At 37.8% G+C, this 25,275-nt stretch carries 21 protein-coding genes, 1 rRNA gene and 1 riboswitch; of the genes, 19 read left to right on the forward strand and 3 right to left on the reverse strand.

Annotated elements, in window-relative coordinates:
- The first annotated feature begins 92 nt into the window (after positions 1-92).
- From rrf to purD, 13 genes are all read left to right on the forward strand, one after another.
- Positions 93-208, forward strand: a 5S ribosomal RNA gene (rrf, locus tag CQ058_RS17925).
- A gap of 593 nt (positions 209-801) precedes the next feature.
- A riboswitch (purine riboswitch) is annotated at positions 802-903 on the forward strand.
- Between the two features lie 110 nt (positions 904-1,013).
- A complete protein-coding gene (gene purE / locus CQ058_RS17930; RefSeq protein ID WP_002010008.1) occupies positions 1,014-1,499 on the forward strand; it encodes a 5-(carboxyamino)imidazole ribonucleotide mutase in 486 nt (161 codons plus the stop codon).
- Positions 1,496-2,647, forward strand: a complete 1,152-nt coding sequence (gene purK, locus CQ058_RS17935; RefSeq protein ID WP_002191766.1) for a 5-(carboxyamino)imidazole ribonucleotide synthase — start codon at positions 1,496-1,498, stop codon at positions 2,645-2,647. The genes purE and purK overlap by 4 nt, the downstream gene beginning before the upstream one ends.
- Complete coding sequence (purB, locus tag CQ058_RS17940) at positions 2,644-3,951, forward strand: adenylosuccinate lyase (protein ID WP_002124866.1); 1,308 nt, start codon at positions 2,644-2,646, stop codon at positions 3,949-3,951. Before purK ends, purB begins: the two co-directional genes overlap by 4 nt.
- A gap of 88 nt (positions 3,952-4,039) precedes the next feature.
- On the forward strand, positions 4,040-4,759 hold the full coding sequence (gene purC, locus CQ058_RS17945; protein WP_002029482.1) for a phosphoribosylaminoimidazolesuccinocarboxamide synthase: 720 nt from the start codon (positions 4,040-4,042) through the stop codon (positions 4,757-4,759).
- Positions 4,752-5,006, forward strand: a complete 255-nt coding sequence (gene purS, locus CQ058_RS17950; RefSeq protein WP_000278823.1) for a phosphoribosylformylglycinamidine synthase subunit PurS — start codon at positions 4,752-4,754, stop codon at positions 5,004-5,006. The genes purC and purS overlap by 8 nt, the downstream gene beginning before the upstream one ends.
- Positions 5,003-5,686 carry a phosphoribosylformylglycinamidine synthase subunit PurQ gene (gene purQ / locus CQ058_RS17955; RefSeq protein WP_002140189.1) on the forward strand — a complete coding sequence of 228 codons (684 nt, stop codon included), beginning with the start codon at positions 5,003-5,005 and terminating at the stop codon, positions 5,684-5,686. Before purS ends, purQ begins: the two co-directional genes overlap by 4 nt.
- On the forward strand, positions 5,670-7,889 hold the full coding sequence (gene purL, locus CQ058_RS17960) for a phosphoribosylformylglycinamidine synthase II (RefSeq protein ID WP_002191767.1): 2,220 nt from the start codon (positions 5,670-5,672) through the stop codon (positions 7,887-7,889). Before purQ ends, purL begins: the two co-directional genes overlap by 17 nt.
- The gene (gene purF / locus CQ058_RS17965) at positions 7,874-9,289 is read left to right on the forward strand and encodes an amidophosphoribosyltransferase (RefSeq protein ID WP_002124870.1); all 1,416 of its coding nucleotides are present in this window, start codon (positions 7,874-7,876) and stop codon (positions 9,287-9,289) included. The genes purL and purF overlap by 16 nt, the downstream gene beginning before the upstream one ends.
- Positions 9,290-9,389: 100 nt before the next feature.
- Positions 9,390-10,430 carry a phosphoribosylformylglycinamidine cyclo-ligase gene (purM, locus tag CQ058_RS17970; protein WP_002010019.1) on the forward strand — a complete coding sequence of 347 codons (1,041 nt, stop codon included), beginning with the start codon at positions 9,390-9,392 and terminating at the stop codon, positions 10,428-10,430.
- Complete coding sequence (purN, locus tag CQ058_RS17975; RefSeq protein WP_002124872.1) at positions 10,427-11,014, forward strand: phosphoribosylglycinamide formyltransferase; 588 nt, start codon at positions 10,427-10,429, stop codon at positions 11,012-11,014. Before purM ends, purN begins: the two co-directional genes overlap by 4 nt.
- A 24-nt stretch (positions 11,015-11,038) precedes the next feature.
- Entirely contained in the window at positions 11,039-12,574 is a 1,536-nt protein-coding gene (purH, locus tag CQ058_RS17980; RefSeq protein WP_002167054.1) for a bifunctional phosphoribosylaminoimidazolecarboxamide formyltransferase/IMP cyclohydrolase, read from the forward strand.
- Between the two features lie 535 nt (positions 12,575-13,109).
- A complete protein-coding gene (gene purD, locus CQ058_RS17990) occupies positions 13,110-14,381 on the forward strand; it encodes a phosphoribosylamine--glycine ligase (RefSeq protein WP_078175978.1) in 1,272 nt (423 codons plus the stop codon).
- Between the two features lie 37 nt (positions 14,382-14,418).
- Here the strand turns inward: purD and CQ058_RS17995 are convergent, their stop codons facing one another.
- From CQ058_RS17995 to CQ058_RS18005, 3 genes are all read right to left on the reverse strand, one after another.
- Complete coding sequence (locus tag CQ058_RS17995; RefSeq protein WP_001085171.1) at positions 14,419-14,583, reverse strand: type II toxin-antitoxin system antitoxin; 165 nt, start codon at positions 14,581-14,583, stop codon at positions 14,419-14,421.
- A 15-nt stretch (positions 14,584-14,598) separates the two neighbouring features.
- Positions 14,599-15,444, reverse strand: coding sequence for an SPFH domain-containing protein (locus CQ058_RS18000; protein ID WP_002063557.1), 846 nt, complete (start codon positions 15,442-15,444; stop codon positions 14,599-14,601).
- Positions 15,445-15,664: 220 nt separating this feature from the next.
- The gene (locus tag CQ058_RS18005) at positions 15,665-16,048 is read right to left on the reverse strand and encodes a YgaP family membrane protein (RefSeq protein WP_002167052.1); all 384 of its coding nucleotides are present in this window, start codon (positions 16,046-16,048) and stop codon (positions 15,665-15,667) included.
- Between the two features lie 482 nt (positions 16,049-16,530).
- Between CQ058_RS18005 and pcrB the strand changes: the two genes are divergently transcribed.
- From pcrB to pruA, 6 genes are all read left to right on the forward strand, one after another.
- The gene (gene pcrB / locus CQ058_RS18010) at positions 16,531-17,220 is read left to right on the forward strand and encodes a heptaprenylglyceryl phosphate synthase (RefSeq protein ID WP_002124878.1); all 690 of its coding nucleotides are present in this window, start codon (positions 16,531-16,533) and stop codon (positions 17,218-17,220) included.
- Positions 17,221-17,232: 12 nt separating this feature from the next.
- Positions 17,233-19,464 carry a DNA helicase PcrA gene (pcrA, locus tag CQ058_RS18015; protein ID WP_002010031.1) on the forward strand — a complete coding sequence of 744 codons (2,232 nt, stop codon included), beginning with the start codon at positions 17,233-17,235 and terminating at the stop codon, positions 19,462-19,464.
- Between the two features lie 15 nt (positions 19,465-19,479).
- On the forward strand, positions 19,480-21,489 hold the full coding sequence (ligA, locus tag CQ058_RS18020) for an NAD-dependent DNA ligase LigA (protein ID WP_105589918.1): 2,010 nt from the start codon (positions 19,480-19,482) through the stop codon (positions 21,487-21,489).
- Positions 21,490-21,505: 16 nt separating this feature from the next.
- Entirely contained in the window at positions 21,506-22,702 is a 1,197-nt protein-coding gene (locus tag CQ058_RS18025) for a CamS family sex pheromone protein (protein ID WP_105589919.1), read from the forward strand.
- Positions 22,703-22,796: 94 nt separating this feature from the next.
- On the forward strand, positions 22,797-23,567 hold the full coding sequence (locus CQ058_RS18030; RefSeq protein WP_002191771.1) for a TSUP family transporter: 771 nt from the start codon (positions 22,797-22,799) through the stop codon (positions 23,565-23,567).
- Positions 23,568-23,720: 153 nt separating this feature from the next.
- A complete protein-coding gene (gene pruA / locus CQ058_RS18035; RefSeq protein ID WP_002029484.1) occupies positions 23,721-25,268 on the forward strand; it encodes an L-glutamate gamma-semialdehyde dehydrogenase in 1,548 nt (515 codons plus the stop codon).
- Positions 25,269-25,275 lie beyond the last annotated feature (7 nt).

Genomic DNA, 25,275 nt, shown 5'->3' on the forward strand with positions numbered 1-25,275 from the left:
CATGTGGAGCTGACGAATACTAATAGATCGAGGACTTAACCATATAATATGAAGCAAATGTTATCTAGTTTTGAAGGAATATACCTTCATAGTTTGGTGATGATGGCAGAGAGGTCACACCCGTTCCCATACCGAACACGGAAGTTAAGCTCTCTAGCGCCGATGGTAGTTGGGACCTTGTCCCTGTGAGAGTAGGACGTCGCCAAGCAAAAACCTAAGTCGTTTCGACTTAGGTTTTTTTGTGTTTATTTTTATTTACCGAAGGTTAAAATCCATAAATTTAATAATCCTAAAGACGAAGAAAGAATGAAATAGAGGCAGTTTAAAATAATGGTAATGATTTTTTGTGCTCCGGATTTTTCGAATGCTCCTAAAATAATCCCTAAGAATAGAAAAGATTATTTCTATCATAATAATGAGAGTAGAAAAAATGGGATGATAGAAATAAGCATTCAATAATTACAGCAATTACTGCGATAGAGAAAAAAATAGGATAATAGCACAGTTATTTTTTTTCACGGTTATTCCTCCTTTGAAATTAAATCGTTATAATATAGGTTCTATCGATGTATAGAACACAAGAGAGTATACATATTGATTAAAACATACTGAAGTATTATATAAATAGTTATACGTAAAATAGATCTCTAGAAATATATATTCTAATTCCCTTTCCTTCTTGCATATAGTTGCAATTCTTCTTTTGAATATAACTAAAACACGAACGTTATCAATGACTAATAAAAAAACATTCGATTATTTATTGACATTGTTTATGAAATATTGTTAATATAGCCATAGAAACAATAATATATAAGACCTCATATAATCGCGGGGATATGGCCTGCAAGTCTCTACCTAACGACCGTTATTCGTTAGACTATGAGGGAAAGTCACTCGGTATTTTTCTATTCACAAGGGATACGTATGCCTGAGTAGAGCACTTTCTCTCATAGTAAAAGAGAAACTGTTCTATTTCAGGCTTTTTTTATTTGAATCGGGGGGATTCTAATATGAAATCACTAGTTGGAGTCATAATGGGAAGCACGTCAGACTGGGAAACAATGAAATATGCTTGTGACATTTTAGATGAATTAAATATACCGTATGAGAAAAAAGTTGTATCCGCTCATCGGACTCCGGATTATATGTTTGAATATGCAGAAACAGCTCGTGAACGTGGATTAAAAGTTATTATTGCTGGAGCCGGTGGAGCAGCGCATTTACCAGGAATGGTTGCAGCGAAGACAAATCTTCCTGTAATCGGTGTCCCAGTTCAATCAAAAGCGTTAAACGGCCTAGATTCATTATTATCCATTGTCCAAATGCCAGGAGGGGTTCCAGTCGCAACTGTTGCAATTGGTAAGGCTGGTTCAACAAATGCTGGATTGCTTGCTGCACAAATACTTGGATCATTTCATGATGACATACATGATGCATTAGAGTTGAGACGAGAAGCTATTGAGAAAACTGTGCGTGAAGGTAGTGAGCTAGTATGACGAGAATCATCTTACCTGGAAAAACAATCGGCATTATTGGAGGCGGCCAGCTTGGAAGAATGATGGCGCTGGCAGCTAAGGAGATGGGCTATAAAATTGCTGTTTTAGATCCTACAAAGCATTCACCATGTGCACAAGTTGCTGATGTTGAAGTTATTGCACCATATGACGATCTAAAAGCAATTCAGCATTTAGCAGAGATAAGCGACGTTGTCACATATGAATTTGAGAATATTGATTATAGATGTTTACAATGGCTTGAAAAACATGCTTACTTACCACAAGGTAGTCAGTTGTTAAATCAAACGCAAAATCGTTTTACAGAAAAGAATGCAATTGAAAAAGCTGGGTTACCAGTAGCATCGTATAGATTGGTTCAAAATCAAGATCAACTTACAGAAGCAATTAAAGAGTTATCTTTCCCTTCTGTCTTAAAAACAACGACAGGTGGATACGATGGTAAAGGGCAAGTGGTTTTAAAGAGTGAAGCTGATGTTGTGAGAGCAAAAGAACTTACTAATAAAGCAGAGTGCATTCTAGAAAAATGGGTGCCTTTTGAAAAAGAAGTATCAGTTATTGTAATTCGTAGTGTAAGTGGTGAAACGAAAGTATTTCCGGTAGCGGAAAATATTCATGTAAATAACATTTTGCATGAATCTATCGTTCCAGCCCGCATTACAGAAGAACTTTCTCAAAAAGCAATTGCTTACGCAAAGGTACTTGCGGATGAACTAGAACTTGTGGGAACACTAGCGGTAGAGATGTTTGCTACAGCTGATGGTGAGATTTACATTAATGAATTAGCACCAAGACCTCACAATTCAGGACACTATACACAGGATGCATGTGAAACGAGTCAATTTGGTCAACATATTCGAGCAATCTGTAATTTACCTCTTGGAGAAACAAATTTGTTAAAACCAGTTGTCATGGTAAACATTTTAGGCGAACATATAGAAGGGGTCCTAGGACAAGTGAATAGACTAACCGGGTGCTATTTACACATGTATGGAAAAGAAGAAGCAAAAGCGCAGCGAAAAATGGGGCATGTTAATATTTTAAATGATAATATTGAAGTCGCTCTAGAAAAAGCGAAGAGTTTGCATATTTGGGACCATCAAGAACAACTGTTGGAGGGAAAAAGATGATTAATCGTTATACACGCCCTGAAATGGGTGCGATTTGGACGGAAGAGAACAAATTTAAAGCGTGGTTAGAAGTTGAGATTTTAGCGTGTGAAGCATGGGCTGAGCTTGGCGATATTCCAAAAGAAGATGTGAAAAAAATTCGTGAACATGCAACATTTGATATTGATCGTATTTATGAAATTGAAAAAGAAACACGTCATGACGTAGTTGCTTTCACTCGTGCTGTATCAGAAACACCAACATTAGGCGAGGAACGTAAATGGGTTCATTACGGTTTAACATCTACAGACGTAGTAGATACAGCGTTATCTTATATCTTAAAACAAGCAAATGAAATCTTGTTAAAAGACTTAGAAAACTTTGTTAGCATTTTAGCTAATAAAGCGAAAGAGCATAAATACACGATTATGATGGGAAGAACACACGGTGTACATGCAGAGCCAACAACATTTGGTTTAAAACTTGGTCTTTGGTATGAAGAAATGAAACGTAACGTAGAGCGTTTCAAACAAGCTGCTGATACAGTTCGCGTTGGTAAGTTATCTGGTGCGGTTGGTACATATGCAAATATTGATCCATTCGTAGAAAAGTATGTTTGTGAAAACTTAGGATTAGAAGCAGCACCAATTTCAACACAAACATTGCAACGTGATCGTCATGCACATTACATGTCAACACTTGCACTAATCGCAACATCTGTTGAAAAGATGGCAGTTGAGATTCGTGGTTTACAAAAGAGTGAAACACGTGAAGTTGAAGAGGCTTTCGCAAAAGGTCAAAAAGGTTCTTCTGCAATGCCGCATAAACGTAATCCAATTGGATCTGAAAATATGACTGGTTTAGCTCGTGTTATCCGCGGTTATATGATGACAGCTTACGAGAATGTTCCGTTATGGCATGAGCGTGATATCTCTCACTCTTCTGCAGAACGCGTAATTTTACCAGATGCTACAATCGCGTTAAATTACATGTTAAATCGCTTTGGTAATATCGTTAAAAACTTAACTGTATTCCCAGAGAATATGAAACGCAATATGACAAGAACATACGGCTTAATTTACTCTCAGCGCGTAATGCTTACACTAATTGACAAAGGTCTGGTACGTGAAGAAGCTTATGATATCGTACAGCCTAAAGCAATGGAAGCTTGGGAAACACAAGTACAATTTAAAGAGCTTGTAGAATCTGACGAGCGTATTACAAGTAAGTTAACGCAAGAAGAAATTAACGAATGTTTCAATTATGAACATCATATGCAACACGTTGATACAATCTTTGAACGCCTTGGATTAAACGAAGCGTAAAATTTCATATGGCACAGAATAGAGTCATTCTGTGCCATTCTTTATAAAAATATTATTCACATTTTTCAAACTACAGGGGGCTTGCGAAATGCAAAAGCTAGAATTGCTGTATGAAGGTAAGGCAAAAAGAATTTATCGTACAGAAGCAGCAGATATGGTTTGGGTAGAGTACAAAGATAGTGCGACTGCTTTCAATGGGGAGAAAAAAGCGACAATTACAGGAAAAGGTCGTTTGAACAATGAGATTACAACTTTATTGTTCAGAAAGTTACAAGAAGTTGGAATTAAAACACACTTTGTGGAGAAGTTATCTGATACAGAACAACTTGTCAAAAAGGTGAGTATTATTCCATTAGAAGTTGTCACAAGAAACGTAATTGCAGGTAGTCTTTCAAAAAGACTAGGAATGGAAGAAGGAACTGCTCTTACAACACCAATCGTAGAATTTTACTACAAAGATGATGATTTAGGAGATCCACTTGTAACGGAAGATCATATTCGTTTGTTAAATGTTGCAACACCAGAGCAAGTAAGCGTATTACGAGATGCAGCTCTACAAATCAATCAAGTGATGATTGAGCATTTCGCAAGCTGTCGTGTAAGATTAGTAGATTTTAAATTAGAGTTTGGCGTAACAGAAGAAGGGGAAATCATATTAGCAGATGAAATTTCACCAGATACTTGCCGTTTATGGGATGAAACGAGCAATGAAAAATTTGATAAAGATGTATTCCGTCGTGATCTTGGGAATTTAACAGAAGCATATGAAGAAATTTTAAAACGTTTAGGGGGAGCTTCACATGTATAAAGTTAAGGTATATGTAACGTTAAGAGAAAGTGTATTAGATCCACAAGGAACTGCGGTAAAGGGAGCGCTTCATAGTCTTTCATTTACAGAAGTACAAGACGTTCGAATCGGAAAATATATGGAATTAACAATTGATAAATCAGTATCTGATCTGGATAGCAAGGTAAAAGAAATGTGTGAAAAATTATTAGCAAACGTTGTAATGGAAGACTTCCGTTATGAAGTTGAGGAGGTTGTCGCACAGTGAAATTTGCAGTCATAGTATTCCCAGGTTCGAACTGTGATGTCGATATGTTCCATGCAATTAAAGATGAGCTTGGTGAAGAAGTAGATTACGTTTGGCACGATAGAGAGAATTTAGATGAATATGATGCAATTTTACTACCAGGTGGATTCTCTTACGGTGACTATTTACGTTGTGGTGCTATTTCTCGCTTTGCTAACGCAATGAAAGCAGTGCAAAAAGCTGCTGAGCAAGGAAAGCCAATTTTAGGAGTGTGTAATGGATTCCAGATTCTTGTTGAATCAGGATTACTACCAGGAGCATTAATGAGAAACGAAAACTTAAAGTTTATGTGCCGTACGGTTCAGTTACGTGTTGAAAATAATGAAACTATGTTTACATCACAATATGAAAAAAATGAAGTAATCAATATTCCAATTGCACATGGTGAGGGGAATTACTATTGTGATGAAGCAACTCTTAAACAATTAGAAGAGAATAATCAAATCGCATTCCGTTACGTAGAAAATCCGAATGGAAGCGTTTCAGATATTGCAGGTATTGTAAATGAAAAAGGAAATGTTCTTGGTATGATGCCACACCCAGAGCGTGCTGTAGATGAATTACTTGGCGGTGCTGAAGGGTTAAAAGTCTTTCAATCTATCTTAAAACAGTGGAGGGAAACATATGTCGTTAATGCTTGAGCCAAATCCAACACAAATTAAAGAAGAACGTATATATGCGGAAATGGGGCTAACAGACGAAGAGTTTGCCATGGTTGAAAAGATTTTAGGCCGTTTGCCGAATTATACAGAAACGGGACTATTCTCTGTTATGTGGTCTGAACATTGTAGTTATAAAAATTCAAAGCCAGTTCTTCGTAAGTTTCCAACGACAGGTGAGCGTGTCTTACAAGGACCTGGAGAAGGCGCTGGAATTGTAGATATCGGTGATAATCAAGCGGTTGTATTTAAAATGGAAAGTCATAACCATCCTTCTGCAATTGAGCCATATCAAGGGGCAGCGACAGGTGTCGGTGGTATTATTCGCGATGTATTCTCTATGGGAGCACGTCCGGTAGCTCTATTAAACTCACTTCGCTTCGGTGAATTACAATCACCACGCGTGAAATATTTATTTGAAGAAGTAGTAGCAGGAATCGCAGGATACGGTAACTGCATTGGTATTCCTACTGTTGGTGGAGAAGTGCAGTTTGATCCATGTTATGAAGGAAATCCACTTGTAAATGCAATGTGTGTAGGCCTAATTAATCATGAAGATATAAAAAAAGGGCAAGCACATGGTGCTGGTAATACAGTAATGTACGTAGGAGCATCAACTGGTCGTGATGGTATTCACGGTGCAACATTCGCATCTGAAGAGTTATCTGAAAGCTCAGAAGCGAAGCGTCCGGCAGTTCAAGTAGGGGATCCATTTATGGAGAAACTTCTTATTGAAGCATGTTTAGAACTTATTCAGTCTGATGCACTTGTTGGAATTCAAGATATGGGAGCTGCTGGTTTAACATCATCTTCTGCAGAAATGGCAAGTAAAGCAGGTATGGGTATTGAAATGTACTTAGATGATGTACCGCAGCGTGAAACTGGAATGACTCCATATGAAATGATGTTATCTGAATCACAAGAGCGTATGTTAATCGTTGTGAAAAAAGGTAGAGAGCAAGAAATAGTAGATTTATTTGAAAAGTATGGTCTTGCAGCAGTTACGATGGGGAAAGTAACTGAAGATAAAATGCTTCGCCTATTCCATAAAGACGAAATGGTAGCTGAAGTACCAGCGGATGCTCTTGCAGAAGAAGCACCAATTTATCATAAACCGTCAAAAGAAGCAGCATACTTTGCTGAGTTCCAGCAGATGAAAATGGAAACACCAAAAGTAGAAGATTATAAAGAAACGTTATTATCTTTATTACAACAACCAACGATTGCAAGTAAAGAGTGGGTATATGATCAATATGATTATCAAGTGCGCACTAGCACAATCGTTACACCAGGTTCAGATGCAGCGGTTATACGTGTACGCGGTACAGAAAAAGGATTAGCAATGACGACAGATTGTAACTCTCGCTACATTTATTTAGATCCAGAAGTGGGCGGTAAAATTGCAGTAGCAGAGGCAGCACGTAATATCGTATGTTCTGGCGGGGAGCCACTTGCAATTACAGATTGCTTAAACTTCGGTAACCCAGAAAAACCAGAGATCTTCTGGCAAATTGAGAAATCAGTAGACGGTATGAGTGAAGCTTGCCGCAAGTTACAAACGCCAGTTATCGGCGGGAATGTATCAATGTATAACGAGCGTAGTGGTGAAGCTGTATATCCAACACCAACTGTTGGGATGGTTGGACTTGTACACGATTTAAAACACGTAACAACACAAGAATTTAAACAAGCTGGCGATTTAGTTTATGTAATTGGAGAGACGAAAGCTGAGTTTGGTGGAAGTGAATTACAGAAAATGATCTACGGAAAAATTTTCGGTCAATCACCAAGCATCGATCTAGATGTAGAATTAAAACGCCAAAAGCAAGTACTAGCAGCAATTCAAGCTGGCCTTGTTCAATCTGCACATGATGTTGCAGAAGGTGGTTTAGCAGTTGCAATTACTGAAAGTGCAATTGGTGCTAACGGTTTAGGTGCTACTGTGAAATTAGACGGAGAAGCAACAGCAGTATTATTTGCAGAATCACAATCGCGTTTCGTTATAACTGTAAAACGTGAAAATAAAGAAGCACTTGAGAAAGTGGTTGAAGCAATTCAAGTTGGAGAAGTGACAAATACAAATGAAGTAACAATTCATAATGAAGAAAATGAAGTATTACTTACAGCAAATGTAGATGAAATGAGAAAGGCTTGGAAAGGGGCAATCCCATGCTTGCTGAAATAAAGGGGTTAAATGAAGAATGTGGCGTTTTTGGAATTTGGGGGCATGAAAATGCAGCACAAGTTTCGTACTACGGATTGCACAGTTTGCAGCACCGTGGGCAAGAGGGCGCAGGCATTGTAGTAAATAATGGGGAAAAAATCATCGGTCACAAGGGGTTAGGTTTAATATCAGAAGTGTTTTCAAGAGGTGAGCTAGAGGGATTAAACGGGAAATCAGCAATTGGACACGTACGATATGCAACAGCTGGTGGAAGTGAAGTTGCTAACGTTCAACCATTATTATTCCGTTTTTCCGATCATAGCATGGCTTTAGCTCATAACGGAAATTTAATTAATGCAAAAATGCTTCGTCGTGAATTAGAGGCAGAGGGAAGTATTTTTCAAACAAGTTCAGATACAGAAGTACTTTTACACCTCATTAAGCGTAGTACAAAAGATTCTTTAATTGATAGTGTAAAAGAGGCTCTAAATAAAGTGAAAGGTGCGTTTGCATATCTTTTACTAACTGGAAATGAAATGATCGTTGCGCTAGATCCAAATGGATTCCGTCCTCTTTCAATTGGAAAGATGGGGGATGCTTACGTTGTAGCATCGGAAACATGTGCTTTCGATGTAGTTGGTGCAACATACATTCGTGATGTAGAACCTGGTGAATTGCTTATTATCAATGATGAAGGAATTCACGTAGATCGTTTTACAAATGAAGTAGACCACGCGATTTGCAGTATGGAATACATTTACTTTGCACGTCCAGATTCTAATATAGCTGGTATTAATGTTCATGCAGCACGTAAAAACATGGGGAAACGTTTAGCGGCGGAAGCTCCTATTGAAGCTGATGTTGTTACTGGTGTACCAGACTCTAGTATTTCAGCAGCAATTGGTTATGCGGAGGCGACAGGAATTCCATATGAGTTAGGGTTAATTAAAAATCGTTACGTTGGACGTACGTTTATTCAACCTTCTCAAGAACTGCGTGAGCAAGGGGTTAAGATGAAGCTTTCAGCAGTAAGAGGCGTAGTTGAAGGAAAACGAGTTGTTATGATTGACGATTCTATCGTAAGAGGAACGACAAGTAAACGAATTGTTCGTATGCTTCGCGAGGCTGGAGCGACAGAAGTCCATGTAAGAATTGCTTCACCACCTCTTAAGTATCCATGTTTCTATGGCATTGATATTCAAACGAGAAAAGAATTAATCGCAGCAAATAATTCAATAGAAGAAATCCGTCAAATCATCGGAGCAGATTCACTAACATTTTTAAGTGAAGATGGATTAGTAGATGCAATTGGACGCCCATATGAAGGGAAATACGGTGGTCTATGTATGGCTTACTTCAATGGAGACTATCCAACAGCTCTTTATGATTATGAGCAAGAGCTTTTAGAAAGTATGAAATAAGAAGAAAAAAGCTTCTACTTCTTTTGATGTAGAAGCTAGCTTCTTTCTTAAAACGGCCGCCCTGGATGGGGAGAAATTAAAAGACGAGGTGTAAATAACGATGGCGAATGCATATAAGCAAGCAGGAGTAGATATTGAAGCTGGATATGAAGCGGTATCTCGCATGAAAAAACACGTACAAACAACAATGAGAAAAGAAGTGCTAGGCGGTTTAGGCGGTTTTGGAGGTATGTTTGATCTATCAAAATTTGCATTAGAAGAACCTGTATTAGTATCTGGAACAGATGGCGTGGGAACGAAATTGATGCTCGCTTTTATGGCAGATAAACATGACACAATTGGTATTGATGCAGTAGCAATGTGTGTAAATGATATTGTTGTCCAAGGAGCAGAGCCGCTTTTCTTCCTTGATTATATTGCTTGTGGTAAAGCTGAACCTAGTAAAATTGAAAACATCGTCAAAGGTATATCAGAGGGCTGTCGCCAAGCTGGTTGTGCATTAATTGGTGGAGAAACAGCTGAAATGCCAGGAATGTATTCTACGGAAGAATACGATTTAGCTGGTTTTACAGTTGGAATTGTTGATAAAAAGAAAATTGTAACAGGTGAAAAAATTGAAGCTGGTCACGTATTAATTGGCTTAGCATCTAGCGGTATTCATAGTAACGGTTATTCTTTAGTACGAAAAGTATTACTAGAAGATGGAGAACTATCTTTAGACCGTATTTACGGCCGCCTAGAACTACCTCTTGGTGAAGAATTATTAAAACCAACGAAAATTTATGTCAAACCTATTTTAGAACTATTGAAGAAACATGAAGTATACGGTATGGCGCATATTACAGGTGGCGGGTTCATTGAAAATATTCCACGTATGTTGCCAGAAGGAATCGGTGCGGAAATTGAATTAGGATCTTGGCAAGTTCAACCGATCTTCAGTTTACTTCAAGAAGTTGGAAAACTAGAAGAGAAAGAAATGTTCAATATTTTTAACATGGGTATTGGTATGGTAGTAGCAGTAAAGGAAGAAGAGGCAAAAGATATTGTTCGTCTTCTTGAGGAACAAGGCGAGAAAGCTCATATTATTGGACACACTGTACAAGGGTCTGGTGTTACCTTTATTGAGGGAACAGAAGTATGAGTAGATTAGCAGTTTTTGCTTCTGGGAGCGGCTCTAACTTTCAATCTCTCATTAATGCGGTAGAAGACAAAATATTGGATGCAGATATTAGTTTATTAGTATGTGATAAACCAGAGGCACGCGCTATTGGACGGGCACATTATCACCATATTCCGTGTTTTTCCTTTTCAGCGAAAGCATATGAGTCAAAAGAAGCATTTGAAAAAGAGATATTAAAAAAGCTAGAAGAGTATGAAATTGATTATGTTATTTTAGCTGGATATATGCGTTTAATTGGAACGACTTTACTAGAAGCGTACGGCGGGAAAATTATTAATATTCATCCATCACTACTACCGAGTTTTCCAGGGAAAGATGCTGTTGGTCAAGCGTTAGAAGCGGGTGTGAAAGTAACCGGAGTAACGATTCACTATGTAGATGCAGGTATGGATACAGGTCCAATTATTGCGCAAGAAGCAGTAGTTGTTTCTGAAGGGGATACGAGAGAAAGCTTACAAAAGAAAATTCAACAAGTTGAACATAAATTATACGTAAATACAGTGAATCAAATTGTTCAGTCTGTGAAAAAACCAACTGTTAACTAACATACAACCAGGGGTGAAGGATAAATGAAAAAGCGTGCATTAGTAAGTGTTTCAGATAAAACAGGAGTAGTAGAATTTGTTAAAGGTTTACTTGAACAAGGGATTGAAGTTATTTCAACAGGCGGTACGAAAAAATTATTAGAAGAAAACGGCTTGCAAGTAATTGGTATTTCTGAAGTAACTGGTTTCCCAGAAATTATGGATGGTCGTGTAAAAACATTACATCCAAATATTCATGGTGGTCTATTAGCAGTTCGTGATAATGAAATGCATGTAGCGCAAATGAATGAATTAGGTATTCAACCAATTGATTTTGTTGTTGTTAACTTATACCCATTTAAAGAAACAATCGCTAAGCCTGATGTAACATTTGCTGATGCAATTGAAAATATTGATATCGGTGGCCCAACAATGATTCGCTCTGCTGCGAAAAATCATAAATTTGTATCGGTAATTGTAGATCCAGTAGATTATGATGTTGTATTAGCAGAACTGAAAGAGAACGGTGAAGTAACAGAGGAAACGAAACGTAAATTAGCAGCGAAAGTATTCCGTCATACAGCGGCATATGATGCGTTAATTTCTAACTACTTAACAGAGCAAATGGGCGAAGAAAGCCCTGAAACAGTAACGGTGACATTTGAGAAAAAACAAGATTTACGCTATGGCGAAAATCCACATCAAAAAGCGACATTCTATAAAGCGCCATTCGCAGCAACTTCTTCTGTTGCATACGCAGAACAATTACACGGTAAAGAATTATCTTATAACAATATCAACGATGCGGATGCAGCACTTAGCATCGTGAAAGAATTTACAGAACCAGCAGTAGTAGCGGTAAAACATATGAATCCATGTGGTGTTGGAGTAGGAACTGATATTCACGAAGCATATACTCGTGCTTATGAAGCGGATCCAGTATCAATCTTCGGCGGTATTATTGCAGCAAATCGTGAAATTGATAAAGCTACAGCAGAAAAGTTACACGAAATTTTCTTAGAAATTGTTATCGCTCCTTCGTTCTCGCAAGAAGCTTTAGAAGTGTTGCAAAGTAAGAAGAACTTACGCTTACTAACTGTAAATATTGAAAAAGCGACAAGTGCAAGCAAAAAACTAACTTCTGTACAAGGTGGTCTTCTTGTTCAAGAAGAAGATACGTTATCATTAGATGAGGACGCAATTTCAATTCCAACGAAACGTGAACCATCAGAGCAAGAATGGAAAGATTTAAAACTAGCTTGGAAAGTTGTAAAACATGTGAAATCAAATGCAATTGTTTTAGCGAATGATAACATGACAGTTGGTGTAGGCGCGGGACAGATGAACCGTGTAGGTTCTGCAAAAATCGCAATTACACAAGCTGGCGAAAAAGCACAAGGTAGCGCACTTGCATCTGATGCTTTCTTCCCAATGCCAGATACAGTAGAAGAAGCAGCAAAAGCTGGAATTACAGCAATCATCCAACCAGGCGGATCGATTCGTGATGAAGATTCTATTAAAATGGCAGATGCGTATGGGATTACTATGGTGTTCACTGGCGTACGTCATTTCAAACACTAATAGAGGATGTTAAAAAAGTCCGGTCAAGATAACTGTCGCATGTCGTCGTTGCAATGCCAGTGCGGTACTCATGTAGGAAAGCTACACTCCGTATCCTCCTGGCAAATGCGCCTTGACCTGCTCGGTTCTCTTGATCCTCCTTTTTAACTTTCTATTGATACGGTTGTTTAAAAAGTCCGGTCAAGATAACTGTCGCATGTCGTCGTTGCAATGCCAGTGCGGTACTCATGTAGGAAAGCTACACTCCGTATCCTCCTGGCAAATGCGCCTTGACCTGCTCGGTTCTCTTGATCCTCCTTTTTAACTTTCTATTGATACGGTTGTTTAAAAAGTCCGGTCAAGATAACTGTCGCATGTCGTCGTTGCAATGCCAGTGCGGTACTCATGTAGGAAAGCTACACTCCGTATCCTCCTGGCAAATGCGCCTTGACCTGCTCGGTTCTCTTGATCCTCCTTTTTAAACTTTTATTGATATGAAAACAAACTAGGAGCATAGCTTCTAGTTTGTACTTATTTAATTATTGGGGGATGAAATATGAATGTTTTAGTAATCGGCCGTGGTGGACGTGAGCATGCTTTAGTTTGGAAATTTGCACAATCTGAAAAGGTAGAAAAAGTATATGTAGCGCCAGGTAATGAAGGTATGCGAGATGTTGCAACACCAGTTGATATTGATGAGAATGATTTTGATGCATTAGTCTTATTCGCAAAAGAAAACAATGTAGGCTTAACTTTCGTTGGACCAGAAATTCCACTTATGAATGGAATCGTTGATCGCTTTAAGGAAGAGGGGCTTCGTGTATTTGGACCTAATAAAGCGGCTGCTGTTATTGAAGGTAGTAAAGCTTTTACAAAAGAATTGATGAAAAAGTATGATATTCCAACTGCGGCATATGAAACTTTTACAGACTATGAAGAGGCAGTAAAGTACATTCAGAAAGTTGGTGCACCGATCGTAATTAAGGCAGATGGGTTAGCTGCTGGTAAAGGTGTAACCGTAGCAATGACGCTTGAAGAGGCATTGCAAGCTGTGAAAGAAATGCTGCAAGATGTGAAATTCGGTGAAGCAAGCAAGAAGGTCGTTATTGAGGAGTTTCTAGATGGACAAGAATTTTCATTAATGGCATTCGTAAATGGAACAACCGTACATCCAATGGTAATTGCTCAAGATCATAAACGAGCTTTTGATGCTGATAAAGGTCCTAATACAGGCGGAATGGGTGCATATTCCCCAGTACCACAAATTCCGGAATCAGCGGTTCAAGAAGCGATTCAAACAGTATTACATCCAACTGCTAAAGCGATGATCCAAGAAAATCGTTCGTTTACAGGAATTTTATATGCGGGGCTTATTTTAACGAATGATGGTCCAAAGGTAATTGAGTTCAATGCACGCTTTGGCGATCCTGAAACGGAAGTTGTATTACCACGCTTAGAAAATGATTTAGTTGATGTATGTAACGCTGTATTAGATGAAAGTGAATTAACGTTACAATGGTCAAAGGAAGCAGTTATTGGTGTCGTACTTGCTTCGAAAGGATATCCAGAAGCATATAAAAAAGGTGAAATTATTAACGGATTAGATGCACTGCAAGATGTAATAGTTTTCCATGCGGGTACAGCGATGAAACATGGTGACTTTGTAACAAACGGTGGCCGTGTATTATTTGTTGCTTGTAAGGCGAATAATTTACAAGAAGCGAAAGATAAGGTCTATAAAGAAATCGGTAAAATTGAGAGTGATGGTTTATTTTACCGAAGTGATATAGGATATCGTGCAATTGGGCATGAGATGACGAGAAGCTAATATATAAAAAATCCCGCTGATTTCTCAGCGGGATTTTTTATGCATCTTTATCTTTTTTTAATTTCCCTTTTTGCTTTGCCATTTCTCGAAGTAAATACTCGATGTGTGCATTGACGCTACGAAACTCATCATTCGCCCATTTTTCGATGACTGCGTGTAATTCAGGATCAATACGTAATGGAAAGCTTTTCTTTTTGGCCATAATCACTTACAACCTTTAGTATAGGCTTCCTGTATTAATAACTGGTTGCGCACCTTTATCTGAAACGATGGCAACTAATAAATTGTTCACCATATTTGCTTTACGCTCGTCATCGAGTTCCAGTACGCCTTCTTCATCTAACATATGGATTGAATCTTTCGCCATCTTCACAGCACCTTCAACAATCTCTTTTCTAGCAGCTAATACTGCTTTTGCTTGTTGACGCTGGAGCATTGCATGGGCAATTTCTGTTGCGTAAGCTAAATGTGTTAAACGAGTTTCTAATACTTCTACGCCAGCGATTTCAAGTCGTGCTTCTAACTCACGCTTTAATTCTTCAGAGATCTCTTCAGTATTTCCTCGTAACGTGATGCAAGTTTCATCTTGGAAATTATCATAAGGATATTTTGTAGCAACGTGGCGGATTGCTGTTTCACTTTGAATTTCTACGAATCGATCGTAATGCTCAACACCAAACATTGCTTTTGCGGAATCAACAACTTTATATACGATAACGGCTGCAATTTCAATTGGATTGCCCTCAACATCGTTTACTTTTAATTTCTTACTGTTAAAGTTTTCAACACGTAAAGATACAGTTTGACGAAAAGCGAATGGAATTGTTAAAAATAAACCATTTTGACGAATTGTTCCTAAATAACTACCGAAGAACGTAATAACTTTCGCTTGATTCGGTTGAACGATACCGATACCTGTAGCTAAAACAGATGCTAATATGAGAGCTAAAATAGCTATTACAAACATTTCTTGTACAAGGCAAAATACACCGATAGCGGCTAAAACTAAAATTCCAATAACGCCGAGAAATCCATTAACATAAAATACTTGTTTTTCTTTCATATGATCGCCTCCTTGATATAAAAATGATATCACTTTTATATCATTACATGCAAGAGGGTTACACCTAATTTTCTGAATTTTATTGTTTGATATCTTTTATGTGCGTTTTAAGGGCAAAAACAAGAATGTACGTTCTGTTTCGTGGTAAAATAAAGAAGACTTAGCTGCCCACTGCAGCAGCTAAGTCCCTTTGAGAGCATCTTGCATCGTGACAAATGATTCAAAGCGGTTTTGCCAGGATTAATTCTTCAATCGCTGACTCAATCTCTTTGTCAGAAGTGTCATAACTTCCATCTGACTTTGCCTTTGGCTTGTCATGACTGGAAGCTGAATTAACTTCTTCTTTATTATGTCCTTTTTCAGTGAAATTCATGCTAGGCATTTTAAATGCGCTCATATTCATATATTTTCCAAACTTACAGGCTTCAACAATAGGGCAGAAACGAACGATCCCCTCCGCAATTTTCATGGCACCAATCCATAGCAAAACTTTAGACCAAGTGCACCAAGGTTTACGTACGAGTTTAGCTGTACTACAACCGAAGAGGATGAGTCCGAGTGTAATTCGAATTAGAGCACTAATTGTGCCGATGTTTTGCTTCATTAGAAAAACACTCCTTTTTAATTAACTTCGAAATAGAAAATACTATTTCATTTGTTAGTATTCCGTATAAGTTTTTTGATATGTAATCCAACATTTGACGTTGAAAAAGATGTTGGATTGGGCGTGTGTGTAGGTAGCTTTTTTTGTTATAATGAAAGAATGCGTAAAAGGAAGTTCAAAAAGTCCGGTAAAGATAGCTGCCGCATTTCATCGTTGCATACGCCAGTCCGGTACTCATGTAGGAAAAACTACATTCCGTTCCTCCTGGCGAATGCGCCTCGATCTGCTCGGCTCTCTATATCCTCCTTTTTGAACAAATATAGTAGGGAAGTTCAAAAAGTCCGGTAAAGATAGCTGTCGCATTTCATCGTTGCATACGCCAGTCTGGTAAAGATATAGCAAGGAATGTAAAAAATCTTGATAAAAATTAACTGTTATTTTGAACAGAAATTATATAACTAGAGAAAAGAAAGGGTGTTTTCATGTACGATATTTCCAAATGGAAACATGTATTTAAGCTTGATCCAAATAAGGAGTTAAGTGACGAACATTTAGAAATGATTTGTGAATCTGGAACGGATGCTGTTATTGTAGGCGGAAGTGATGGAGTGACAATTGATAACGTATTACACATGCTAGTTAGCATTCGTAGATATGCAGTGCCTTGTGTGTTAGAGGTTTCTGATGTGGAGGCAATTACACCAGGATTTGATTTTTATTACATCCCAAGTGTTTTAAATAGCCGAAAAGTAGAATGGGTAACAGGTGTTCATCATGAGGCATTGAAAGAATTTGGGGATATTATGGACTGGGACGAAATTTACATGGAAGGGTATTGTGTTTTAAACCCAGAAGCGAAAGTAGCCCAGCTTACAGATGCAAAATGTGATTTAACAGAAGATGATGTTATTGCATATGCGCGTTTAGCAGACAAGCTATTACATTTACCGATATTCTATTTAGAATATAGCGGGACGTATGGAGACATTGAGCTTGTTAAAAATGTAAAAGCAGAATTGAAACAAGCTAAGCTATATTATGGCGGTGGTATTTCTAATGCAGAACAAGCGAAAGAAATGGCGCAGTATGCTGATACAGTAGTTGTTGGAAATATTATTTATGATGATATAAAATCGGCATTAAAAACAGTTAAAGCAGTAAAAGGAGAGTAGGTGCAGGCACATATGAGTACGACAGATAAGTTATTAAATGGTTTAAATCCGCAGCAACAAAAAGCAGTACAAACAACAAATGGAGCACTTCTATTAATGGCAGGCGCAGGTAGTGGGAAAACACGTGTGTTAACACACCGTATTGCATATTTACTTGGTGAAAAAGGTGTGGCGCCATGGAATGTACTAGCAATTACCTTTACAAATAAAGCTGCTCGTGAAATGCGTGAGCGTATTGATAAACTTGTTGGACCAGAAGCAGAAGATATTTGGATTTCTACGTTCCACTCTATGTGCGTACGTATTTTACGACGTGATATTGACCGCATTGGTATTAATCGTAACTTTACAATCTTAGATTCAGGTGATCAGTTAACTGTAGTAAAAAAAATTATGAAGGAGCGCAATATTGACCCGAAGAAGTTTGAGCCGCGCTCTATTTTAGCGGGTATTAGCAATGCGAAAAATGAACTGTTATCTGCAGATAAATATGCAAAAAAAATTACAACCGCTGATCCATATGAAAAATTAACGAGCGATGTATATACAGAATATCAAAAACGTCTTTTGAAAAATAACTCATTAGACTTTGATGATTTAATTATGACGACGATTCAGCTATTTGAACGTGTTCCAGAAGTACTAGAGTTTTATCAGCGTAAATTCCAATATATTCACGTTGATGAGTATCAAGATACGAACAAAGCTCAGTACCTTCTTGTTAAACATTTGGCATCACGTTTTAAAAACCTTTGTGTTGTTGGTGATTCGGATCAGTCTATTTACCGCTGGCGCGGGGCTGACATTTCTAACATTTTGTCATTCGAAAAAGACTATGAGAATGCACAAGTTATTCTGTTAGAACAAAACTATCGTTCATCACAAAATATTTTAAATGCAGCTAATGCTGTAATTGAAAAAAATTCAAACCGTAAACCGAAGAAATTATGGACAGAAAATCAAATTGGAAGCAAAATCTCGTATTATCGTGCTGCAACCGAAAAGGACGAAGCGTATTTTGTTGCGAAAAAAATTCGTGACGATATTCAAATGGGGAACCGAAAATATACTGATTTTGCAGTGTTATATCGTACAAATGCCCAGTCTCGTATGATTGAGGAGATTTTCCTAAAATCTAATATCCCTTACAAAATTGTCGGAGGTACTAAGTTCTACGACCGTAAAGAGATTAAAGACATTTTGGCGTACTTACGTTTAATTGGGAATCCAGATGATGAGATTAGTTTTGGACGTATTATAAACATGCCAAAGCGCGGGATTGGTGCGACTTCTATCGATAAAATTATTAATTATGGTGTGCAAAACGGAATCTCATTAACTGCTGTATTTGATGAGATTGAGCATGTTGGTGTAAGTGCAAAAATAACAAAAGCAGTAAAAGAATTCGCAAGTTTATTACACAACTGGGTAAATATGCAAGAGTATTTATCTGTTACAGAATTAGTAGAAGAAGTTATTGAGAAGACAGGCTATCGTGATATGTTGAAAAATGAGCGTTCTTTAGAAGCAGAAGGTCGTTTAGAAAACTTAGACGAGTTTTTATCTGTTACACAAACATTTGAATCCCAAAGCGAAGATAAGAGCCTTGTTGCATTCTTAACAGACTTAGCTCTTGTTGCTGATATTGATCGTGTAGATGAAGATCCAACTGCTGGTGAAGAAGTTATTTTAATGACGATGCACTCAGCAAAAGGATTAGAGTTCCCAGTTGTCTTTATTGTTGGCTTAGAGGAAGGGATATTCCCGCATACTCGTTCTCTTATGGAAGAGGATGAAATGCAAGAAGAGCGTCGTCTTGCCTATGTAGGTATTACTCGTGCAGAAGAAGAGCTATACTTATCCAATGCTCAAATGCGTACTTTATTTGGTAGAACAAGTATGAATGCAGCATCTCGATTTATTACAGAAATTCCAGCAGAATTAGTAGAACCATTAAACGAAACAGCACCGAAGCGTGAAACTTCGTTTGGTGCAAAAGGAAGAACGACAAGCGCAACTACAACACGTTCTCGTTCAGCTTTCGCGCGTCCGGCTGTTAAGACGACAGGTGGCGAGCAAATTGGCTGGGGAATAGGCGATAAAGCAGCTCACCAGAAGTGGGGAGTCGGTACAGTTGTAAGTGTAAAGGGTGAAGGTGATTCAAAAGAATTAGATATTGCATTCCCAAGCCCAATTGGTATTAAACGTTTATTAGCAAAATTTGCACCTGTGACGAAACAATAGGAAAGGACTGAGGATATGTCAAAAGAGATAGCCAAAAAACGTATAGAAGAATTGCGTGATTTGTTAAATACATTTAACTATCAATATCACGTATTAGACAATCCTTCTGTTTCTGATGCGGAATATGACCGTGATATGCAGGAGCTTATAAAATTAGAAGCAGAGAACCCAGAGTTTATGAGTGAAGACTCGCCCTCCATTCGCGTTGGGGGGACTGTTCTTGATATATTTGAAAAGGTAACGCATAAATCACCAATGTTAAGTTTAGGAAACGCGTTTAATGAAGGAGATTTGCGTGATTTTGATCGAAGAGTACATCAGGGAATTGATGATGCGAATGTAAGATATATATGCGAATTAAAAATTGACGGACTTGCTGTTTCACTTCATTATGAAAAAGGACGCTTCATTCAAGGAGCAACACGTGGTGATGGTATAACGGGTGAAGATATTACCCAAAACTTAAAAACGATTAAAGCTATCCCGCTGCGTTTAAATGAAGAAGTAACGTTAGAAGCACGAGGCGAGGCTTATATGCCGAAGCGTTCATTCGTTAAATTGAATGAAGAGAAAGAACAAAATGGTGAAGATGTATTTGCGAATCCACGTAATGCGGCAGCAGGATCGATACGCCAACTTGATCCGAAAATTGCAGCGAAGCGTAACTTATCTATGTTTGTGTATGGTCTTGCTAATGTAGAAGAAAAAACAATTCCATCCCACAGTGAATCACTGGATTTCTTAGGTGAGCTTGGATTTAAGACGAATCCAAATCGTCGTACATGTGAAACAATTGAAGACGTAATAGCCTATGTAGAAGAGTGGCAAGAAAAACGCCCGCATCTTGATTATGAGATTGACGGAATCGTTATAAAAGTAGACGATGTTGCTATTCAAGAAAGCTTAGGAACTACAGCGAAGAGTCCAAGATGGGCAATAGCTTATAAATTCCCAGCTGAAGAAGTTGTGACGAGATTAACAGGGATTGAATTAAGTGTCGGCCGCACAGGAGTTGTAACACCAACTGCAGAGCTGGAGCAAGTGCGAGTAGCCGGAACTATTGTCCGTCGTGCTTCTTTACATAACGAAGATTTAATTCGTGAAAAGGATATTCGAATTGGTGACTACGTTGTTGTGAAAAAGGCTGGAGATATCATTCCTGAAGTTGTGAACGTTATTTTTGATAAGCGTACTGGTGAGGAAGAAGAATATCATATGCCAACGCATTGTCCAGCATGTAAGAGTGAACTTGTTCGTTTAGAAGAAGAAGTAGCACTTCGATGTATAAATCCGACTTGCCCAGCTCAAATTCGTGAAGGATTAATCCATTTCGTTTCAAGAAATGCAATGAATATTGATGGACTTGGAGAACGTGTAATTACACAACTCTTTGATGCGGATTATATTCGTACGTTTGCTGATTTATATTCATTGACGAAAGAGCAATTATTAGAACTAGAACGTTTCGGTGAAAAATCAGCAACAAATTTAGTCCAAGCAATTGAGAATTCTAAGGAAAACTCATTAGAGCGATTATTATTCGGTCTTGGTATTCGTCATGTCGGTGCGAAAGCGGCACGTACATTTGCTGAGCATTTCGAAACTATGGATGAGCTTGTGAAAGCGACGGAAGAAGAATTAAAAACAATTAATGAGATTGGTGAAAAAATGGCTCAATCCGTTGTAACGTATTTCGATAATGAAGACGTATTAGAGCTATTACAACAATTTAAAGAGTATGGCGTGAACATGGCATACAAAGGTATAAAAATTGCTGATTTACAAAATGTTGAATCGTACTTCGCAGGAAAAACTGTCGTCTTAACAGGGAAATTAGAAGTTATGGGCCGCAGTGAAGCGAAGAAGAAAATTGAGGCATTAGGTGGAAAAGTAACAGGAAGTGTTAGTAAAAGTACGGATTTACTTGTTGCTGGTGAAGCTGCAGGCTCGAAATTAGCGCAAGCAGAGAAGCACAATGTTGAAGTTTGGAATGAAGAGAGGTTCTTACAAGAGCTGAATAAGTAAGAGGTGCAAACTTACGATGAAAAAAATAGCGTTAGCGGTATTAAGTCTTAGCCTACTTGTAAGTGGGTGTAGCATTGGTTCTAATAAAGATGAAAAAGCAGTTGAGAAATCGGGGAAAGCGAAAGAACAAGCAGTTATCCCGAAATACTCCATTTCGGATGAATATTATAAGACAACGGTTCCATTTAATGCAGGATCTGCACGTGGTTTAGTTGTGCAAGGTTTAAATAGTCGTCTAGATGTAGATGAATTTGAAACAGGATTAATGCGTATTGCCAAAGAATCATTTAGCACGAAAGATTATTTCTTTAAAGGCGGAGACGTTTTAGATACTCAAAGTGTTCAAATGCTTGTAAAAAGAAAGCGTACAGACGCTGAACAAAAAGAGCTAGAGGATAAGTTGAAAAAAGATGCAGTTAAATTTCCGAATGTAGGGTTGAATCCAGCCTTAAGTGAAGGATCAGAATCGCTAGAAGTAAAGAATAAAAAAAGTCCAATGTATATCTCAAATATTTTAGAGCATGATTATTATGTAAGAAAAGGTGAGAACGATGTTGAACGTGGTGGCATTGTAGTTGGATTAGCGATGAATTCTGTTCAATATTATGAGGAAGAGCATGGTTATCCGCGTGAGGCTGCAATTCCAGATGTAAAAATGTTAGCTGAAGGGAAAAGGATGGCCCAAGAAATCTTGAAAGTAATGCAGCAAAAAAAGCCTGAAATAAAAAATATTCCGGTTACATTTGCGATTTATCGTCAAGGTCCAAAGTCTTCGCTTGTACCAGGGAATTTTGTTTCTTATGCTAAGGTAGAAAAAGGCAGTGAAACAGTTGAGGATTGGAAGTCGATCAATGAGAAATACTATTTATTCCCGTCTGAACAAGCGAAATCGGATAATAAACGTGAAGACCTTGCAAGGGTGTCAAACTTTAAAGCGAAGTTAAGTGAGTATTTCCAAGGCGATTATACAGCTGTTATCGGTACTGGAATGTATAGAGATGATGAATTAAAAGAAATGAAGCTCGATATTCCTGTCCAATTCAATGGGAAAGCTGAAGTAATTGGTTTTACACAATATGTAGCTGGACTTGTTATGGAATACTTCCCGAATTATATGAAAGTACAAGTAACAATTAAATCTGTAGAACGTCCAGAAGCAATTATTATACGTGAAGCGAAGCAAGATGAACCATTTGTGAAAATTTTAGATTAAAGATGAGAGCTGTTCCATAAAGGAACAGCTTTTTTTCTTGAAAAATTTTGTTATAATTTTAAATGTTACAAATAAAGGGGTAAGGGGCAAAGTCATGGAAGAACTAAGCTTTCAAGTCATTATTTTATTAATTGCATTCGGGTTTTTAGCTGCTTTTATTGATTCGGTTGTTGGAGGGGGAGGATTAATTTCGCTTCCTGCACTTATGTTTGTTGGTTTATCACCAGCTTCGGCAATCGCAACGAATAAATTAGCTGCAACGATGGGGACGCTTACGAGCACAATTTATTTTATTCGATCAGGTAAGGTGAATTTTCGGATTGTAGGAAAGTTAATCCCGTTAACTATTATTGGAGCAGTCGCAGGGGCTTTAGTAGTAAAGTTTATTCCGCCTGATATTTTGCGTCCACTAGTGCTCGTGATGTTGGTTTTTATTGCCATTTATATTATTGCGAAAAAAGATTGGGGAAGTGCATCTACCTATAAAAAGATGACAAAAGGGAAAACATTAATATTTTTCTTTGTTATTTTAATGATAGGGTTTTATGATGGATTTTTTGGACCAGGGACAGGATCCTTTTTAATTTTTGCATTTTTATTAATTGGTTTGGATTTTATTCAAGCGGCAGCATCTGGAAAACTTTTGAACTTCGTTAGTAATATCGTATCTTTAATTACTTTTTTATTTTTAGATGTGATTCATTTTGAATACGGTATAATTATGGGCTTATCAATGATTTTAGGTGCTTATTTTGGATCGAAGTTTGCGGTTCAAAAAGGTGTTGGATATGTAAGGACTTTATTTTTATTAGTTACTATTTTATTAATCGGGAAAAATGTTTTGGAATATACTCATATTTTGTAGATTCATACGTATGTATGAATCTCTTTTTTTTATTATATTTTAAAAATTTATTAATTTTTAAAATATAAGTCTAGGAATATTTGAATAAATCTAAATTATCGTGTAGAATAATGTTGTAAAATGTAAACGTTTTTCTAAGGGGAGGCTAAAAAGATGGTAGTAGCATACAAACATGAGCCATTTACAGATTTTTCAGTAGAGGCTAACAAATTAGCGTTTGAAGAGGGTTTAAAGAAAGTAGAATCTTATCTTGGACAAGACTATCCATTAATTATCGGGGGAGAAAAAATCACTACAGAAGACAAAATTGTTTCTGTAAACCCTGCAAATAAAGAGGAACTTGTTGGTCGTGTTTCAAAAGCAAGCCGTGAATTAGCTGAAAAAGCAATGCAAGTAGCGGATGCAACATTCCAAACTTGGAGAAAGTCAAAACCAGAAATGCGTGCAGATATTTTATTCCGTGCTGCAGCAATCGTTCGTCGTAGAAAACATGAGTTCTCTGCTATTCTTGTAAAAGAAGCAGGTAAACCATGGAATGAGGCAGATGCTGATACAGCAGAAGCAATCGACTTTATGGAATATTATGCTCGTCAAATGTTGAAATTAAAAGACGGTATTCCAGTAGAAAGCCGTCCAATTGAATATAATCGTTTCTCTTACATTCCATTAGGAGTAGGTGTTATCATTTCTCCTTGGAACTTCCCATTCGCAATTATGGCAGGTATGACAACAGCTGCTGTAGTTTCTGGTAACACAGTATTACTAAAACCAGCTAGTACAACTCCTGTAGTAGCAGCGAAATTTATGGAAGTATTAGAAGAAGCTGGTTTACCAGCTGGCGTAGTAAACTTCGTTCCAGGTAATGGCTCTGAAGTTGGTGACTACTTAGTAGATCACCCTCGTACACGTTTCGTTAGCTTTACTGGATCTCGCGATGTAGGTATTCGTATTTACGAACGTGCAGCAAAAGTAAACCCGGGACAAATTTGGTTAAAACGTGTTATCGCTGAAATGGGCGGTAAAGATACAATCGTTGTTGATAAAGAGGCAGATCTTGAATTAGCAGCTAAATCTATCGTTGCATCAGCATTCGGATTCTCAGGACAAAAATGTTCTGCATGTTCTCGTGCAGTAATCCATGAAGATGTATACGATCATGTATTAAATCGTGCTGTTGAATTAACAAAAGAATTAACAGTAGGTAACCCAGATGCAAAAGATATTAACATGGGACCTGTTAATGACCAAGCTGCATTCGATAAAGTAATGAGCTATGTTGCAATTGGTAAAGAAGAAGGTAAAATCGTATCAGGTGGCGAAGGAGACGATTCTAAAGGCTGGTTCATCCAACCAACAATCGTTGCTGACGTTGCAGAAGATGCTCGTTTAATGAAAGAAGAAATCTTTGGACCAGTAGTAGCATTCTGTAAAGCAAAAGACTTTGATCATGCACTTGCAATTGCAAATAATACAGAATACGGTTTAACAGGAGCAGTTCTTTCTAACAACCGTGACCATATTGAAAAAGCACGTGAAGACTTCCACGTTGGTAACTTATACTTCAACCGTGGATGTACTGGTGCAATCGTAGGTTACCAACCATTCGGTGGCTTTAACATGTCTGGTACAGACTCTAAAGCTGGTGGCCCTGACTACTTAGCACTTCACATGCAAGCAAAAACTACTTCTGAAACTTTATAAGAAATAG

The organism is Bacillus sp. MYb56 (assembly GCF_002976445.1).
In the GTDB taxonomy this organism is placed as follows: Bacteria; Bacillota; Bacilli; order Bacillales; family Bacillaceae_G; genus Bacillus_A; species Bacillus_A mycoides.

Bases quoted from the DNA above. Each gene is read 5' to 3' on its own strand.
- purF (WP_002124870.1), top strand. From the start codon at position 7,874: ATGCTTGCTGAAATAAAGGGGTTAAATGAAGAATGTGGCGTTTTTGGA.
- purH (WP_002167054.1), top strand. From the start codon at position 11,039: ATGAAAAAGCGTGCATTAGTAAGTGTTTCAGATAAAACAGGAGTAGTA.
- CQ058_RS18000 (WP_002063557.1), bottom strand. From the start codon at position 15,444: ATGAAAGAAAAACAAGTATTTTATGTTAATGGATTTCTCGGCGTTATT.
- purD (WP_078175978.1), top strand. From the start codon at position 13,110: ATGAATGTTTTAGTAATCGGCCGTGGTGGACGTGAGCATGCTTTAGTT.
- purE (WP_002010008.1), top strand. From the start codon at position 1,014: ATGAAATCACTAGTTGGAGTCATAATGGGAAGCACGTCAGACTGGGAA.
- CQ058_RS18025 (WP_105589919.1), top strand. From the start codon at position 21,506: ATGAAAAAAATAGCGTTAGCGGTATTAAGTCTTAGCCTACTTGTAAGT.
- ligA (WP_105589918.1), top strand. From the start codon at position 19,480: ATGTCAAAAGAGATAGCCAAAAAACGTATAGAAGAATTGCGTGATTTG.
- purN (WP_002124872.1), top strand. From the start codon at position 10,427: ATGAGTAGATTAGCAGTTTTTGCTTCTGGGAGCGGCTCTAACTTTCAA.
- purL (WP_002191767.1), top strand. From the start codon at position 5,670: ATGTCGTTAATGCTTGAGCCAAATCCAACACAAATTAAAGAAGAACGT.
- pcrA (WP_002010031.1), top strand. From the start codon at position 17,233: ATGAGTACGACAGATAAGTTATTAAATGGTTTAAATCCGCAGCAACAA.
- purM (WP_002010019.1), top strand. From the start codon at position 9,390: ATGGCGAATGCATATAAGCAAGCAGGAGTAGATATTGAAGCTGGATAT.
- purS (WP_000278823.1), top strand. From the start codon at position 4,752: ATGTATAAAGTTAAGGTATATGTAACGTTAAGAGAAAGTGTATTAGAT.
- CQ058_RS18030 (WP_002191771.1), top strand. From the start codon at position 22,797: ATGGAAGAACTAAGCTTTCAAGTCATTATTTTATTAATTGCATTCGGG.
- purK (WP_002191766.1), top strand. From the start codon at position 1,496: ATGACGAGAATCATCTTACCTGGAAAAACAATCGGCATTATTGGAGGC.
- purB (WP_002124866.1), top strand. From the start codon at position 2,644: ATGATTAATCGTTATACACGCCCTGAAATGGGTGCGATTTGGACGGAA.
- pcrB (WP_002124878.1), top strand. From the start codon at position 16,531: ATGTACGATATTTCCAAATGGAAACATGTATTTAAGCTTGATCCAAAT.
- pruA (WP_002029484.1), top strand. From the start codon at position 23,721: ATGGTAGTAGCATACAAACATGAGCCATTTACAGATTTTTCAGTAGAG.
- CQ058_RS17995 (WP_001085171.1), bottom strand. From the start codon at position 14,583: ATGGCCAAAAAGAAAAGCTTTCCATTACGTATTGATCCTGAATTACAC.
- CQ058_RS18005 (WP_002167052.1), bottom strand. From the start codon at position 16,048: ATGAAGCAAAACATCGGCACAATTAGTGCTCTAATTCGAATTACACTC.
- purC (WP_002029482.1), top strand. From the start codon at position 4,040: ATGCAAAAGCTAGAATTGCTGTATGAAGGTAAGGCAAAAAGAATTTAT.